This is a genomic window from Acidovorax sp. PRC11 (assembly GCF_031844105.1).
GTDB lineage: Bacteria > Pseudomonadota > Gammaproteobacteria > Burkholderiales > Burkholderiaceae_C > Paracidovorax.
The window spans coordinates 18,739-33,570 of the sequence record NZ_JAUZUQ010000021.1; the positions used below are offsets into that span (position 1 = coordinate 18,739).

Consider the following 14,832-nt stretch of genomic DNA (forward strand, 5'->3'; position numbering starts at 1 on the left):
CGGTCAGGCAGCGGTGGCGTGGCGCTGGCTGAGCCGGCCCACGAGGTTGAACAGGGACACGCAGCCGAGCACGGCCACCAAAAACACCAGCGAGATCGCCGCAGCGAACGGCCAGTTCTGCAGCGAGGACGCCTGCTGGTAGATGTACATGGGCATGAACAGCATCTGCCCGCCGCCGATGAGCGACTGCGAGATGAACGCGGTGATGCTGGCCGAGAAAGTGAGCAGGCAGCCCGCGAGGATGCCCGGCACCGTCAGCGGCAGCGTGATGCGCCAGAACGTGCGCAGCGCCCCCGCGCCCAGGGCCGCCGAGGCGTCTTCCAGGTTCGGGTCGAGCTTCTGCAGCGCGGTGATGAGGGGAAGCGCCATCAGCGGCAGCTGCACGTTCGCCAGCACCACGATGAGCCCGTGGCGGGTGTAGAGCAGCTTCAGCGGCTCCTGGATCCAGTGCAGGTCCAGCAGCACCGCGTTGACGATGCCCTGGCGCCCCAGGATCACCACCCACGCGAACGTGCGCACCACGACGCTGGTGAGCAGCGGCATGAGGATGGCGATCATCAGCACCCGCTGCACGCTGCCCGGGCTGCGCACGTAGCACCAGGCCAGCGCATAGCCCAGCACCAGGCACAGCAGCGTGGTCTGCACGCCCAGCCAGAGGGTATCGAACAGCACCGGCAGCGTGAACCCGTCGGTGGCCACCTTGGCGTACTGGTCCAGGCCGAAGCCCTTGAGCTCCGGCGAGGTGTAGAAGCTCACGACCAGGAGCAGCAGCAGCGGCGCCACGAAGAACAGCACGAAGAAAGCCGCCAGCGGCGTGGCGAACGCCAGGCTGTAGCCCGTGGCGGAAGGGAGCTTGGCGGTGGCAACGGTCATCGCGCGGGGTTCCTCGTCGGGCGCATCAGAGCTTGATCTCGCGGTTGAAGCGGTCGATCCAGGCGGCGCGGTGCTCGTTGATCTTCGCCCAGTCCTGGAAGACGAACTTCTTCTTCATCTCCGCCACGTCCTTGACCAGCACGCGCGCGATCTCTCCGTCCAGCTTGACCTTGCTGTTCGTGGGCACGACCAGGTAGGGCGCCTGCATCAGCCTGGTCTGCACCTCGGGCGATAGCGCCACCTCGATCAGCTTGGCGGCAAGCTCCTTGTGGGGCGTGTTCTTCACGATCTCGATCTGCGTGCGGAAGGCGATGGCGCCTTCCTTGGGCGCGACGAACTCCACGGGCACGCCGCGCGCCTTCAGCAGCTGGATCGCGTTGAAGTTGCCCGGGCTGATGTCGATCTGCCCCTGCTGGAACAGCGCGGCCAGCGCGCCCGGGTTGGCGGCCACCGCCGCCAGGTTGGGCTTGAGGCGCTCGATCGCCTTGAAGCCCTCTTCCACGTTGCCCTCGCTGCCGCCGTGCATGCGCGCCAGCTCCACCAGGAAGCCCGTGCCCAGCGTGGAATTGAGGTTGGTGATGCCCACGCGGCCCTTGTATTCGGGCTTGAACAGGTCGGCCCACGAGGTGGGCGGGGTCTTGATCTTCTCGGGGTTGTAGGTGATGCCCACCACCTGGAAGAACATGGCCGGACCGTTCGGGTCCTGCGCCTCGGGGATCAGGTCCTTGTAGTTCGCGCTCTGGGCATGCGGGAAGGGCTCGACCAGGCCCTGCGCCACGGCGGCGAGGGCCGGGCCCGGGTCGTGCAGCATCACGTCGATGGGCGGGTTGTTGCGCGCTGCCGTGACCTTGGCGATCTGGTCCACCGACAGCATGGGATCGAGCAGCACGTCCTGCCCCGTGGCCTTCTTGAAGGCGGGCACCAGCACGGCACGGTGCGCCTCCTCCCAGCTGCCGGTGAAGGTGGCGAACACCAGCTTGCGCGCCTGGGCGCGGCTGATGCCCGGGAACAATTGCATGGCGCCCAGGGTGAGCGCGCTGCCCAGGACGTTGCGGCGTGAGAGAGGCAGGGTCATGGCGATTCTCTTGGTGGGGGAAGGGTTGCGGAAAGGGACGGAGGAAAGGAAAACGGGCGGCGCGCCGGGAGGCGTCAGGGAGCGGCGAACACGGACACGCTGTGCGCCGAGGCCGGCTGCACCGCCACCGAGGTGCCCGCGCCGCGCGGCTGCAGGCCGGGAACGCGGGGCTCCACCAGCTTGAGCGCCTGCCCGAAGCGGGTACGGATCTCATGGACCACGGTGGCGCCCAGCGGCATGCCCAGCTCCACCGCGCCGTGCAGCACGCCTTCGCCGTGGACGGCCGCATCGCCGGCATCGAGCACGCGCAGGTTCTCCGGCCGGATGCAGGCCACCACGCGGCTGCCCACCGCCACGCCGGCCGGCGGCCGCGCGGCGATCAGGCCGCCGCCGTCCAGCCGCACCAGGGCCTGGCCGGCGTCCACGCCCTGCAGCGTTCCGGGCAGCACATTGGCCGTGCCCACGAACTGGTTCACGAAATAGGTGGCCGGCGTGTCGTACACGGCCGAGGGCGCATCGAACTGCTCCAGCCGGCCCTGGCTCAGCACCGCCACGCGGTCGGCCATGCCCAGCGCCTCTTCCTGGTCGTGGGTCACGATCAGGGCCGTGGTGCCCGCGGCGCGCTGGATGCGCTTGATCTCGATCTGCATGTCCAGCCGCAGGCTCTTGTCGAGCGCCGAGAACGGTTCGTCCAGCAGCAGTACCTGCGGCTCGATGGCCAGCGCCCGGGCCAGGGCCACGCGCTGCTGCTGGCCGCCGGAGAGCTGGCGCGTGAGCCGGCCCGCCAGGTGCCCCAGCTGCACCATCTCCAGCATCTCGGCGGTGCGCTTGCGGGCCGCCTGCCGGTCGGTGCCCCGTGCGGCCAGGCCGTAGGCCACGTTCTCCTGCACCGTCATGTGCGGGAACAGGGCGTAGTTCTGGAACACGATGCCGATGTTGCGGCGAGCGGGCGGCAGCTCGTCGATGCGGCGCCCGCCCACCACGACCTTGCCGCCGCTTTGCTGGATGAAGCCCGCGATGATGCGCAGCAGCGTGGTCTTGCCGCAGCCGCTGGGGCCCAGCAGCGCCACCAGTTCGCCCGCGGCGATCTCCAGGGTCACGTGGTCCACGGCGAGCGCGCCACCGTAGCGGTGAACGATGTCGTCGAGCGTGAGGCTTTGTCCGAAGGTCTTGTCCATGGACAGGACTTACGCAATCGGCGTGCCAGTTCTTGTATCCAATTTGGAAAGTCCTCCCGTGCCAGGAAAAACAGCGAATCGCCAGCCACTTCTCCAAGAAGAACCGACACACGCAGAACTGCACGAGGAACTGGAACCCGTCTTGCTTGTATCCAATCCAGCGACGCCGCGCGTGTTCCACCCTGGTGCAAAACTGATCCAGATTGGATACAAATCCCGGAAAAAGTGCATCCATGTGCGCGGCGCCCACACCGTCCCAGCCCCTCCCCGTCCCCGCATTCCAGGAGCCGCCATGCCAGACCCCATCCACCAGTGGACCGCACTGCAGACCGCCGCCCATGTGACCGCGCGCCACATCTCCGCCACAGAGATCGCCCAGGCCATCTGCGCACGCGTCGCGAGGCTGGAGCCTCGGCTCAATGCCTTCGCCGACTTCGACCCCGAGGTGCCGCTGCAGGCCGCGCGCGACGTCGATGCCCGGCTGGCGGCCGGCGAGCCGCTGCCGCTGGCGGGCGTGCTGTTCACCGTCAAGGACAACCTGTGGCTGGGCGGGCGCCCCGCCACCTTCGGCTCGCGCGTGTTCGCCGACTTCGTCGCCCCGCGCGACTCCTGGTGCGTGGCCCGCCTGCGCGCACTGGGTGCCGTTCCGCTGGGCGTGACCAACTGCTCCGAATTCGCCTGCAAGGGCATTACCGACACACCCCTGCACGGTGCCACGCGCAACCCCTGGGACCTGGAGCGCACGCCCGGCGGCTCCTCCGGCGGTGCCGTCGCTGCGGTGGCCGCCGGACTGGGCCCGCTGGCGCTGGTGACCGATGCAGGAGGCTCCACCCGCCGCCCCGCTGCGCACACGGGCCTGGTCGGCATGAAGCCAACGCTCGGCCGCGTGCCGAACGCCTGGGGATTCGACGACCCCAACCACCTGCTGTCGGTGATCGGACAGGTCGGCCGCACGGTGGAGGACGTGGCCTTCCTGCTGGACGCGCTCACCGCCTGGGACCCGGCGGACCCGCTCTCCTCGCCCGCCTTCGCCGTGCCCGACGCCATGGCCGGCCTGCGCCGGCCGCCGGGAGCCCCGCGCCTGGCATGGTCGCCCCACCTGGGCTGCGGCCTGCCTGTGGACGCCGACGTGCTGGCCACGCTGGAAGCCGCCGTGGAACGCCTGCGCGGCGCGGGCTGGCAGATCGAGCAGGCCGACCCGGCCTGGCCCGAGGGCGCGCGCGAGTACCCCATGATCGCGCTGCAGCAGGCGGGCCTGGCCCAGCGTTTCGGCGGCATCTGGCGCACCCACCCCGAGCGGCTGGACCCGGACATCGGAGCACAGATCGAGCTGGGTTTCTCCATCACCGGTACGCGCATTGCCGAATTGCTCAAGCTGCGCGAGGCCTTCCACGCCAGCTTCACGCAGTTCTTCGACCGGTACGATGCCCTGCTTTGCCCCACCAGTCCCGTCGAGGCCTGGCCTCTGGGCAGCCCGGGCCCGGCCGAGATCGGCGGCCTGCCGGCCGGTCCGCGCGGGCACGCGGCCTTCACGCCGCTCTTCAACTATGGCGGCGTGCCAGCCCTGTCGCTGCCCTGCGGCACCGGCCGCAACGGACTGCCCGTGGGCCTGCAGATCGCGGGGCCGCGCTTCTCGGATGCCTTCGTGCTCCGGCTGGCCTGGCATGCCGAGCAGGTGCTGGGCACGGGCGCGCCCTCGCCCCTGATGGCCGGGTGAAAGCGCTGATCAGCCCAGCAGCGCTTCGGCCAGGTCGATCTCCACCTCGGGACGCCCGTCCAGACGCAGCGAGCGTTCGATGTGCTCCAGGTGCTCCTCCATGAGGCGGCAGGCGCCGGCCGTGTCGCGCCGCTCGATGGCGTCGATGAGCTGCGAGTGCTCGTCGTTCGGGCAGGCCGAATCGGTGGGCGCATCGAAGGCGAGGATCGCCAGGCAGGTCAGCGGCGTCAACTCGCGAACCATGCGCGCGAGCTGCGGGCTGCCCGACAGCTCCGCCAGCAGCACGTGGAATTCGCCCGACAGGCGCACCGCCTTGCGCCGGTCTCCCCGGGCGTGCGCCTGCTGTTCGCGCTGTACCAGGGCCCGCAATTGCCGCGTGGCGCTGGATGCCTTGCCCGCGGCGATGCGCTCGATCAGGCGGGCCATGGCCGCGGGCTCCAGCGTGCGCCTCACCCATAGCACGTCGCGGGCATCGTCCGCCGTGGGGGTGGTCACGAAGGCGCCGCGGTGCGGCACCAGCGTCACCAGTTGCGCCACGGCCAGCCGCTGCAGGGCACCGCGCACCTGCGTGCGGCTCACGGCGAACAGCTCGGCCATCTTCTCCTCGGCCAGCTTGGTGCCCGGCAGCAGGCGGTGCTCCACGATGGCGTTGTAGATGGTCTCGTGGATGTCGGCCTGGCTGGCCACGCGGCGGGGCGCGGGCTCGGCGGCCGGCGCGGCCGCGGCTTTACGGGAGGATCGCTGGGTGGTCATGGCAAGGGTCCATGCAGGAATCGTGCGCAGTGGCCGTCCACAGCAGGCACAACGATTGGATGCAATACGCAAGCATATTGCATCCAAGACGGACCGGCATGGCACGGTTCTCGCATCATGGCCCGCATCGAAACGATCCTCCCGCCCCGCACACCATGGAACCACGCACCCTGATCGGCATGCTCACGCCCTCGTCCAACACTGTGCTGGAGCCCGTCACCGCGGCGATGCTGCACGGCCTGCCCCACGTGTCCGCGCACTTCGGGCGCTTCAAGGTCACGGAGATCGCGCTCTCCGCGCAGGCCAATGCACAGTTCGGCAACCGCGGCATGCTGGACGCTGCCGAACTGCTCTCGCACGCCCGCTGCCGCGTGATCGGCTGGAACGGCACCTCCGCCGGCTGGCTCGGCTTCGACACCGACCACGCCCTGTGCGCCGCCATCGAGGCCGCCACGGGCGTACGTGCCTGCACCTCCGTGCTGGCGCTCAACGAGATCCTGCAGCGCACGGGCGTGCGGCGCCTGGGCCTGGTCTCGCCGTACCTGCCCGAGGTGCAGCAGGCCATCGTGCGCAACTACGCGGGCCTGGGCATCGCATGCGTGGCCGAGCGCCACCTCGGCATCCAGGACAACTTCGCGTTCTCCGAAGTCGATGCCGGCACCCTGCGGCAGTGCGTGCACGACGTGATGACCACCGGCGGCGAACGCCCGGAGGCCATCGCCATCTACTGCACCAATTTGCGCGGCGCGCCGCTGGCGGCCGAACTGGAAGCGCAGTGGGGCGTGCCGGTGTACGACTCCGTGGCCACGGTGGTCTGGAAGGCGCTGAAGCTGGCCGGCGTGGACACGGCGCCCCTCGCGGGCTGGGGCCGGATCTTCGGCATCCGCTAGCGCCATAGGGCGGCGCGGACACGCGCCTACGGCCCTCCCGATCGGTGAGTGCCGCGCGGTCGCGCCCTGCCGAAGACCCAGGCCGTCGATGGCCCGACCACCCGGCGCTACCGCGCCTGGGGCCCGCGCAACAGCTCGCCAGACACGAATCCCGGCCTGCAGGTCCTGCGGGAAGGCCGCCCTCAGCCGTGCGCGGCCGCCGCCTCGCGCTGGATCTGCGCGAAGCGCTCGGCCTGCTCGCGGCGCAGGTTCTTGCGCATCAATGCCGCTTCCCACCGCCGGCGCTCGTCCGCCGTGGAGGGCGCGAGCGGCGGCACGGGCGTGGGCTTGCGGGCCTCGTCCACCGCCACCATCGTGAAGAAGCAGCTGTTGACGTGCCGCACGATCTGGGTGCGGATCTCCTCGGCCACCACCTTGACGCCGATCTCCATCGACGAGGTGCCCGTGTAGTTGACGCTCGCGAGGAAGGTGACCAGTTCGCCCACGTGGATGGGCTGCAGGAACGTGACCTGGTCCACGCTCAGCGTGACCACGTAGCTGCCCGAATAGCGCGCGGCGCACGAATACGCCACCTGGTCCAGCAGCTTGAGGATGGCACCGCCGTGCACGTTGCCGGAGAAGTTGGCCATGTCGGGTGACATGAGCACGGTCATGCTGAGCTGGTGGGCCGGGCTGTGGGGCATGGTCATGGCCGAGATTCTAGGGGCGGATGCGGCCACGGGGACGGGCGTGGCGGCGAGGAGACGGGCGCTACCGCCGGGCTGGGGGCCTCCCCACGCTTCGGCGCCTGAAACCGATGGACACCGCGCGCGCCGCGGGGGTTCGCTACACTCGCGCCTCGCTCCACAGACCACTGCGGCGGTCCGCGGCGCACGCCCTCCGGGCTGCGCGCCCGCGGGCCGGGCGCGCCGTACCATGCTCGACAAACTCAACGACTTCACGGCCAGCCACGGCGAACTGCGCCCGGGCCGGGGCCACATCTCCGGCGTCATCGCGCTCTCGCTGGGCATCCTCTGCTTCCTCGGGGTGCTGGCCTTCCATTTCCCGCAGTACCTGACCACGCCGCAGCTGCGCCGTGCCTACAACGTGGACGTGATCCGCACGCTGATGTTCGCGGCGCTGGTGATCGCGGGCGGGCTTTCACTGGTGAACATCATCTTCAACCGTTCGCGCTGGCTCTCGTCCGCGGCCTTCCTGCTCGTGACCTCGGCCGCGCTGCTGGGCGGCCACAAGGTGCCCGTGCACGATTTCGCGGACAACACGCCCTACATCGGGCTGGACTGGTTCATCCTCGATCTGCTCGGCAGCGCGCTGATCTTCATCTTCGTCGAGAAGCTGTTCGCGCTGCGGCGCGACCAGCCGATCTTCCGCGCCGAATGGCAGTGCGACTTCCACCATTTCATCGTGAACCACATGGTGGTGGGCTTCGTGCTGCTGGCCACCAACCTGCTCGTGCACCGGCTGTTCGGCTGGGCCGCCAGCGACGGCATCCGCGGCTGGGTGCAGGGCCTGAACTTCTGGGTGGCGCTCTTCCTCATCATCCTGGTGGCCGACCTGGTGCAGTACTGGACGCACCGCGCCTACCACGAGGTGCCGGTGCTCTGGCGCCTGCATGCCGTGCACCACAGCGTGAAAAGCATGGACTGGATGGCCGGCTCGCGCCAGCACATCCTGGAGCTGCTGATCACGCGCACGCTGGTGCTCGCGCCGATCTACGTGCTGGGCTTCTCGAAGGAAGTGATCGACGCCTACATCGTGATCGTCGGCTTCCAGGCCGTGTTCAACCACGCCAACGTGAGCGTGCGCCTGGGGCCGCTGCGCTACGTGCTGGTGACGCCCAACTTCCACCACTGGCACCACAGCCAGGACCAGGAGGCGCTCGACAGGAACTATGCGGCGCACTTCGCGTTCATCGACTACCTGTTCGGCACCGCCGTGAAGAGCGACCGGCTCTGGCCCGGGAAGTACGGCGTGCTGGGCGACTACGTGCCCAACGGCTTCGTGAAGCAGCTGAAGTTCCCGTTCACCTGGAAGGGCTGATGGACACCGCTGCCCCCTACTACGACGCCGTCGTCGTCGGCGCCGGCGCGGCCGGCCTCTTCTGCGCGGCCCAGGCGGGCCAGCGCGGCCTGCGCGTGCTGCTGATCGACCACGCCGAAAAAGTGGCCGAGAAGATCCGCATCTCCGGCGGCGGCCGCTGCAACTTCACCAACCGCGACCTCGATGCGGCCGCGCCGCACCGCCACTTCGTGGGCCGCAACCCGCAGTTCGCCCGCTCGGCGCTGTCGCGCTACACACCGGCCGATTTCATCGCGCTGGTGCAGAAGCACGGCATCGCCTTCCACGAGAAGCACAAGGGCCAGCTGTTCGCCGACCGCTCGGCCGAGGACATCATCGCGATGCTGCTCGCCGAATGCGAGGCCGGCCGGGTGGAGCGCTGGCAGCCGTGCGACGTGCGCTCCGTGGCCTGGGCCGAGGGCGACGCGGGCGCATCGGGCTCCGGCGGCTACCTGCTGCAGACCGGCCGCGGCGCCGTGCGCAGCCGCAGCCTCGTGATCGCGACGGGAGGGCTGTCGATCCCGAAGATCGGAGCGACCGACCTCGGCTACCGCGTGGCGCAGCAGTTCGGCCTGCCGCTGGTGGAGCGCCGGCCGGGCCTGGTGCCGCTCACCTTCGACGGCGACGGCTGGGCGCCGTATGCCGGCCTCGCGGGGCTCGCGCTGCCGGTGGAGATGTCCACCGGCGTCCCTGACCACCCCCACGCTCCGCCGCCACGCGGGTCGCTGCCCCCCGAGGGGGCCGTTCCCGCCTCGGGGCGGCCCAGCGGCAGGAAGAAAGCGCGCATGGCCTTCCACGAAGACCTGCTCTTCACCCACCGCGGCCTCTCGGGCCCGGCGGTGCTGCAGATCTCCAGCTACTGGCAGCCCGGCACGCCGATCGCGCTCGACCTCGCGCCGGGCACCGACCTGCCCGCGGCCTTCGCGCAGGCCAAGCTGCGTTCGAAGAAGCGCGTGGCCAACGAACTGGCCGCGCTGGTGCCCACGCGCCTGGCCGATGCCTGGGTGGAGCGGCACCCCGAACTGCAGCGCCCGATCAACGAGGCGCCCGACAAGGCCCTGGCCAGGCTGGCGGAACAACTCGCGCGCTGGGAGCTGGTGCCCACGGGGACCGAGGGCTACAAGAAGGCCGAGGTCACGCTGGGGGGCGTGGACACGTCCGCGCTGTCGCAGCAGACGATGGAGGCCAAGGCCCGGCCCGGCCTCTACTTCATCGGCGAAGTCGTGGACATCACCGGCTGGCTGGGAGGCTACAACTTCCAGTGGGCCTGGGCGAGCGCCCACGCCTGCGCGCAGGCCCTGCCGGCCGGTTGATCCGCCGCGCCGCGCGCCAGCGCGTGGCACGGAAAGCGGATCAACCCGGCATACCGCTGCCAGCCACCTCGCCCCAGCGCGCCACCCCGAGCCAATCGCGCAACGCCACTGCGCCGCGCGGCGTGACGGCGAGCGCCCGCGATCCGGCGGTGCGGGCCAGCCAGCCTTCGGCGAGGCAATGCGCGCAGACCAGCGCGCCGATGCGCCCGGCCACGTGCGGGCGGCGCTCGCTCCAGTCCAGGCAGGGGCGGCAAACGGGCCGGCGGGACGTGGCCGCTTCCAGCGCGCCGGCCGCACCCGGCGCGTCCACGCCGAGCCGCGCCAGCACGGCCGCGGCCCGGTCCGTGGCGTGCCCGCCTTCGTCGCTGTCGAACACGACGGCACCCTCCTCCAGCAGGTGGGCCGCCACCGCCACGCCCAGCCGCCCGGCCAGGTGGTCGTAGCAGGTGCGCGCGCGTCGCAGGGCCTCGTCGCGCGGGCCCGCCGCCACGGGCTTGGCAGGCGCGTCCCGCGGGAGCACGGCGAATTGCATCAGGCCTTCGAGCAGGCGCGCCACCTCGGGCCCGGCCAGCCGGTGGTAGCGGTGGCGGCCCTGGCTGCGCACCGACAGCAGGCCCGCTTCGGCCAGCAGCGCGAGATGGCGGCTCGCCGTGGCGGGGGAGACGCGTGCCGCCTGCGCGAGTTCGCGCGCGGTGAGCGCGCGGCCGTCCATCAGCGCGAGCAGCATGCCGGTGCGCGCGGGTTCGCCGATGAGCGCGGCCACGTGGGCGATCTGGTTGGTCTTCACGCACCGCAGTGTGCCCCAGGGGCTCGTGATCATGCTTCGCTCCGCGGCGAAGCGTCGGCCGTGCGGGGCGGCATCCAATGGCGGCATGCCTTCGCGGGAGGCCCCTTTCCCGCATCTGGAGTCCACCTTGCCCATCACCTGCTTCATCCGCTACGAGATCGATCCATTCCAGATCGACGCCTTCCGAGACTACGCCCAGCACTGGGGCCGCATCATCCCGCGCTGCGGCGGCCACCTGCTAGGCTACTTCCTGCCGCATGAAGGCAGCAACCACGAGGCCTGGGGACTGATCGCCTTCGACAGCCTGGCGGCCTACGAGGCCTACCGGGCACGGCTGCGGGCAGACCCCGAAGGCCGCGCGAATTTCGAACGGGCGCAGCGGGGGCGCTTCATCCTGCGCGAGGAGCGGCGCTTCGCGCTGGCGGTGCCGGGCACGCTCGGGCTGCCCGCGCAAGGCTTCGACACCGCGGCAGCCGCGTCCATCGCCGGGGGCACCGCACCATGATCGCCGTCCTCTTCGAGGCCCACCCTTCCGCCGATGGCCGCGACGAATACCTGGCGCGCGCCGCGGCCCTGCATGCCGACCTGGAAGGCATGGACGGCTTCCTTGGCCTGGAGCGCTTCCAGAGCCTGGCCTCGCCGGCCAAGCTGCTGTCGCTGTCGTTCTGGCGCGACGAAGACGCCGTGGCACGGTGGCGCGCCCATGCCGGCCACCGCGCGGCGCAGGCCGCCGGGCGCGGCGGCGTGTTCAAGGACTACCGGCTGCGCGTGGCGCGGGTGCTGCGCGACTACGGACCGCACGACCGCGCCGGTGCGCCGGACGATGCGCTCACGGCCCCGCCGGGGCCTGCAGGCGCGGCGGCGACGCCGCCAGCTCCGAGAGCCACCGCTGCAGCGCCTCCGGCGGCAGCGCCCGGCTGAAGAAGTAGCCCTGCACCTCGTCGCAGTCCAGCGAGGCCAGCATGCGCAGCGTGGCCTCGTCCTCCACGCCCTCAGCCACCACCTGCAGGCCCAGGGTGCGGCCCAGGCCGATGATGGCGCGCGTGATCGCCATGTCCGCCGGGCTCGAGAGCATGTCGCGGATGAAGGACCGGTCCACCTTCAGCGTGTCGATCGCGAAGCGCTTCAGGTAGGCCAGGCTGGAATAGCCCGTGCCGAAATCGTCGATGGACAGCTGCACGCCCAATCGCTTGAGGGCCGCGAGCTGGCCCTGCGCCGCGCCGGCGTGGTCCATGAGCTGCGACTCGGTGATCTCCAGCTCCAGGCAGCGCGCCGGCATGCCGTGGCGCGCCAGCATCGCCGCGATGTCCGGCACCAGCTGCGGATCGGCCAGTTGCGCCGCCGACAGGTTGACCGACACCGGCAGCCCCGCGAGCCAGCCGCCCGTGTCCGAGGCGCGCCAGATGGCCCATTGCGCGCAGGCCTGGTCGAGCACCCAGGCGCCGATCGGCCGGATCAGGTTGGCCTCTTCCGCGATCGGGATGAATTCGCCCGGCAGCACGGTCCCGAGCGTGGGGTGGCGCCAGCGCAGCAGCGCCTCCACGCCGGTGGGCCAGCCGGTGCGCGCCGACATGCGCGGCTGGTAGTGCAGCACGAACTCGTCGCGCTCCAGCGCCCGCCGCAGGGCCTGCTCCAGCGCCTGCCGGGCCTGCACGCGCCGGTCGGTCTCCAGCGAGTAGAGCCGGGCCATGTCGCGGCCGGCGGTCTTGGCCTCGTACATCGCCGCGTCGGCCCGGCGCATCAGCTCGTCCAGGTCCGAGCCGTCCTCGGGGTGGACCGCGATGCCGACGCTGCACGACACGCTCAGTTCGTGGCCGTCCACCGGGTGGCTCTGGCGGATCAGCGGGATGAGGCGCTCCTCCACCGCGCGCAGCACCTGCTCGGCGCCCTCCACCTGCCGCATGACGACCACGAACTCGTCCCCGCCCAGGCGGCTGACCGTGTCGCCGTCGCGCACCGCCTGCACCAGGCGGGCGGCCACCGAGCGCAGCAGGCCGTCGCCGATGTGGTGGCCCAGGGTGTCGTTGATCGCCTTGAAGCGGTCCAGGTCGATGAACAGCACCGCCAGCCGTTCGCCGCTCAGCGCCGCCTGGTCGAGTCCGGCCTGCAGACGCTGCACGCACAGCGAGCGGTTGGGCAGTTCGGTCAGCACGTCGTGGTGCGCCAGGAACCGGATCCGCTCCTCGTTGCGCTTGCGGTCCGTGATGTCGATCGCGATGCCGATGTAATTGGTCACCGCGCCGCCCTTGCCGCCTTCGCGCACGACCGACACCATGAGCCAGGCCGGATAGCTCTCGCCCGAGCGCCGCCGGAAGTGCACCTCGCCCTGCCAGGACTCCTTCTCGGCCAGCGCGCGGGCGATCACGGCGCCCGGCGAGGGCTCGGCAGGCGCTTCCAGCAGCATCCCCAGGTGCTCGCCGATCACCTCGTAGAAATCGTAGTGCGTGCTGCGGCAGAACGCCTGGTTCACGCTCAGGATGCGCTGCGAGGCATTCATGATGATGATGCCCTCGGACGAGGCCTCGAACACCTTCGCCCACAGCTCCAGCCGCTGCTCCATCACCTTGAGCACGTTGATCGGCGTGAACGCCGTGAGCATGGCGTCGCGGCCCTGGAAGCGCAGGCGCCGCGCCGACAGCACCGCCCAGGACGGCTCGGCGCCGCCCTTCCAGCGCACCTCGAACTCGTCCACCACGCCGTGGTCGGCGAGGCGCTGGAAGAAGCGTGCCCGCACGCCGGGCTCCAGCCCCGTGCGCCACGGATCGTGCGTGACGCCGCCGAGCCACGGGCTGGCGGGTGCATTGCAGTGCAGCACCTCGTGCTCGGGCACCGAGGTCACCACCATCGGGATCGGCAGCGCCTCCACGAGTTCGCGCTGCGCTTCGGCGGCGCGGGCGCTCGCGGCCAGCTCCTGCTGCAGCAGGCGCTCGTGGTCCAGCTGGGCCAGCATCTCGTTGAACGCGGTCACGAGTCGTCCGATCTCGTCGCCGCTGCTCCAGTGGGCCCGCAGCGTGTGGTCGCCGGTGCGCCGCACCTCGCCGGCCACCCGCGCGAGCTGCTGCAGCGGCTTGGCGATCTGGCGCGCCACCAGGGTGACGAGGCTCAGGATGCAGCCCAGCAGCAGCACGGCCGTTCCCAGGTGCAGCCACATGCGGGCGAACAGGTCGTGGACCCGCGTGGCCAGCAACTGGTCCATGGCGTCCGTGCCCGCGACCCAGGCGCTGCCCAGCGCGCCCAGCAGCGCCTGCTGGCGCTCGCGCAGCTCCAGGGCCGCGGCATCCGGGCCCACGTCGCCCTGCGCCACGCGCTGCAGCAGCGCCTGCAGCGCCTGCCCGGAAGTCTGCAGCGCATGGCGCGTCGGCCCCAGGCGATCACGCAGCGCGGGTTTGCCGGCGATGAAGGCCTGGTCGAAATCCGAGTCGATGCCCACCAGCACCGCATCGAGCCGGCCCACCAGGGTCAGCAGTTCGGCGGCGCGGTGCGAGCCGACGGCCGTCTGCTGCCGGGGCGCCGGCCGCTGGGCGAGGAAACCCTGGGTGTCGTGCACCACCTGCAGCAGCTCGGGGTAGCGCAGCATGGTGAGCGACATCACGTAGTAGCTGTCCAGGTCCGGGTCCAGGATCAGGTTGGACTGGTTGGCCACCGTGGTCAGCAGCTCGCGGCCCTGCCGCAACAGCTGGTCGCGATCCTGCTGCAGGCCCGCATCGGAGACGGCCCCCGTTGCGGCCCCGGCTTTGCCGCTGCCGCCGCCCGGCGGCAACGCCTGTACAAAACGCTCGGCCATGTCCTCCGTGCGCAGGGAGGCATCGTGCGCCTCGCGCTGGTCGCGCATGCGGTCCAGCAACAGGGCGTACGTCGTCGGATCGCCGGGAATGAAGGCGCCCATGAGCCCGTCGCGCACCACGGCCGCGTAGGCCGTGCCCACGATTTCCTTGCGGGCGAAATCGATGGCCAGGTACTTCTCGTGGATCAGGATGCCCGAGACGTAGATGACTGCCGTGAGGTCGAGCAGGTAGATGAGCATGAGCTTGCGGCCCACGCTGAGACGGCCCAGCCAGCGCGTGAGGCGGCCCGTGATGCGGTGCAGATTCGGCATAGAGTCCCGATGGGGCAGCGCGGGCACCCCTGTGCCCGCCGTCCGGAAACGCCCGCGGATCCGGGCTGTCCCATCGGTTAGCAACATCCACA

13 protein-coding genes are annotated in these 14,832 nt (G+C 70.9%); 6 read left to right on the plus strand and 7 right to left on the minus strand.

The annotated features are described in order from the left end of the window. Positions 1–3: 3 nt before the first annotated feature. From Q9R47_RS19770 to Q9R47_RS19780, 3 genes are all read right to left on the minus strand, one after another. Entirely contained in the window at positions 4–873 is an 870-nt protein-coding gene (locus Q9R47_RS19770; RefSeq protein ID WP_311234823.1) for an ABC transporter permease, read from the minus strand. A 25-nt stretch (positions 874–898) separates the two neighbouring features. Next, on the minus strand, positions 899–1,948 hold the full coding sequence (locus Q9R47_RS19775; protein WP_311234824.1) for an ABC transporter substrate-binding protein: 1,050 nt from the start codon (positions 1,946–1,948) through the stop codon (positions 899–901). 74 nt (positions 1,949–2,022) lie between these two features. Beyond that, a complete protein-coding gene (locus Q9R47_RS19780; RefSeq protein WP_311234825.1) occupies positions 2,023–3,126 on the minus strand; it encodes an ABC transporter ATP-binding protein in 1,104 nt (367 codons plus the stop codon). A 292-nt stretch (positions 3,127–3,418) separates the two neighbouring features. Between Q9R47_RS19780 and Q9R47_RS19785 the strand changes: the two genes are divergently transcribed. Then, a complete protein-coding gene (locus tag Q9R47_RS19785) occupies positions 3,419–4,843 on the plus strand; it encodes an amidase (RefSeq protein ID WP_311234826.1) in 1,425 nt (474 codons plus the stop codon). A 9-nt stretch (positions 4,844–4,852) separates the two neighbouring features. On the opposite strand, the gene Q9R47_RS19790 is transcribed toward Q9R47_RS19785, so the two are convergent. After that, positions 4,853–5,596 carry a GntR family transcriptional regulator gene (locus Q9R47_RS19790; protein ID WP_311234827.1) on the minus strand — a complete coding sequence of 248 codons (744 nt, stop codon included), beginning with the start codon at positions 5,594–5,596 and terminating at the stop codon, positions 4,853–4,855. A gap of 155 nt (positions 5,597–5,751) precedes the next feature. Here Q9R47_RS19790 and Q9R47_RS19795 point away from each other — a divergent pair, with 155 nt between their 5' ends. Then, positions 5,752–6,486 (plus strand): aspartate/glutamate racemase family protein, encoded by a 735-nt coding sequence (locus Q9R47_RS19795; protein WP_311234828.1) that lies wholly within the window; start codon positions 5,752–5,754, stop codon positions 6,484–6,486. A 182-nt stretch (positions 6,487–6,668) separates the two neighbouring features. Here Q9R47_RS19795 and Q9R47_RS19800 read toward each other — a convergent pair whose 3' ends face one another. After that, positions 6,669–7,175: an acyl-CoA thioesterase gene (locus tag Q9R47_RS19800; RefSeq protein ID WP_311234829.1), complete on the minus strand. Its 507-nt coding sequence runs from the start codon at positions 7,173–7,175 to the stop codon at positions 6,669–6,671. A 226-nt stretch (positions 7,176–7,401) separates the two neighbouring features. On the opposite strand from Q9R47_RS19800, the gene Q9R47_RS19805 reads away from it, so the two are divergent. Together Q9R47_RS19805 and Q9R47_RS19810 are read left to right on the plus strand one after the other, a co-directional pair. Beyond that, the gene (locus Q9R47_RS19805) at positions 7,402–8,526 is read left to right on the plus strand and encodes a sterol desaturase family protein (protein WP_311234830.1); all 1,125 of its coding nucleotides are present in this window, start codon (positions 7,402–7,404) and stop codon (positions 8,524–8,526) included. After that, on the plus strand, positions 8,526–9,857 hold the full coding sequence (locus Q9R47_RS19810; protein WP_311234831.1) for an NAD(P)/FAD-dependent oxidoreductase: 1,332 nt from the start codon (positions 8,526–8,528) through the stop codon (positions 9,855–9,857). The genes Q9R47_RS19805 and Q9R47_RS19810 overlap by 1 nt, the downstream gene beginning before the upstream one ends. A 40-nt stretch (positions 9,858–9,897) precedes the next feature. Here the strand turns inward: Q9R47_RS19810 and Q9R47_RS19815 are convergent, their stop codons facing one another. After that, positions 9,898–10,677 carry a helix-turn-helix transcriptional regulator gene (locus Q9R47_RS19815; RefSeq protein WP_311234832.1) on the minus strand — a complete coding sequence of 260 codons (780 nt, stop codon included), beginning with the start codon at positions 10,675–10,677 and terminating at the stop codon, positions 9,898–9,900. 94 nt (positions 10,678–10,771) lie between these two features. On the opposite strand from Q9R47_RS19815, the gene Q9R47_RS19820 reads away from it, so the two are divergent. Together Q9R47_RS19820 and Q9R47_RS19825 are read left to right on the plus strand one after the other, a co-directional pair. Next, complete coding sequence (locus Q9R47_RS19820; protein ID WP_311234833.1) at positions 10,772–11,149, plus strand: NIPSNAP family protein; 378 nt, start codon at positions 10,772–10,774, stop codon at positions 11,147–11,149. Further along, the gene (locus Q9R47_RS19825) at positions 11,146–11,565 is read left to right on the plus strand and encodes an antibiotic biosynthesis monooxygenase (protein ID WP_311234834.1); all 420 of its coding nucleotides are present in this window, start codon (positions 11,146–11,148) and stop codon (positions 11,563–11,565) included. The genes Q9R47_RS19820 and Q9R47_RS19825 overlap by 4 nt, the downstream gene beginning before the upstream one ends. Here the strand turns inward: Q9R47_RS19825 and Q9R47_RS19830 are convergent. Then, positions 11,474–14,740 (minus strand): EAL domain-containing protein, encoded by a 3,267-nt coding sequence (locus tag Q9R47_RS19830; protein WP_311234835.1) that lies wholly within the window; start codon positions 14,738–14,740, stop codon positions 11,474–11,476. The genes Q9R47_RS19825 and Q9R47_RS19830 overlap by 92 nt on opposite strands. Positions 14,741–14,832: the final 92 nt, after the last annotated feature.

Excerpts from the sequence above, each read along its gene's own strand:
- Q9R47_RS19795 (WP_311234828.1), top strand. The coding sequence starts at position 5,752 with ATGGAACCACGCACCCTGATCGGCATGCTCACGCCCTCGTCCAACACT.
- Q9R47_RS19770 (WP_311234823.1), bottom strand. The coding sequence starts at position 873 with ATGACCGTTGCCACCGCCAAGCTCCCTTCCGCCACGGGCTACAGCCTG.
- Q9R47_RS19805 (WP_311234830.1), top strand. The coding sequence starts at position 7,402 with ATGCTCGACAAACTCAACGACTTCACGGCCAGCCACGGCGAACTGCGC.
- Q9R47_RS19815 (WP_311234832.1), bottom strand. The coding sequence starts at position 10,677 with ATGATCACGAGCCCCTGGGGCACACTGCGGTGCGTGAAGACCAACCAG.
- Q9R47_RS19780 (WP_311234825.1), bottom strand. The coding sequence starts at position 3,126 with ATGGACAAGACCTTCGGACAAAGCCTCACGCTCGACGACATCGTTCAC.
- Q9R47_RS19810 (WP_311234831.1), top strand. The coding sequence starts at position 8,526 with ATGGACACCGCTGCCCCCTACTACGACGCCGTCGTCGTCGGCGCCGGC.
- Q9R47_RS19785 (WP_311234826.1), top strand. The coding sequence starts at position 3,419 with ATGCCAGACCCCATCCACCAGTGGACCGCACTGCAGACCGCCGCCCAT.
- Q9R47_RS19775 (WP_311234824.1), bottom strand. The coding sequence starts at position 1,948 with ATGACCCTGCCTCTCTCACGCCGCAACGTCCTGGGCAGCGCGCTCACC.
- Q9R47_RS19825 (WP_311234834.1), top strand. The coding sequence starts at position 11,146 with ATGATCGCCGTCCTCTTCGAGGCCCACCCTTCCGCCGATGGCCGCGAC.
- Q9R47_RS19800 (WP_311234829.1), bottom strand. The coding sequence starts at position 7,175 with ATGACCATGCCCCACAGCCCGGCCCACCAGCTCAGCATGACCGTGCTC.
- Q9R47_RS19830 (WP_311234835.1), bottom strand. The coding sequence starts at position 14,740 with ATGCCGAATCTGCACCGCATCACGGGCCGCCTCACGCGCTGGCTGGGC.
- Q9R47_RS19790 (WP_311234827.1), bottom strand. The coding sequence starts at position 5,596 with ATGACCACCCAGCGATCCTCCCGTAAAGCCGCGGCCGCGCCGGCCGCC.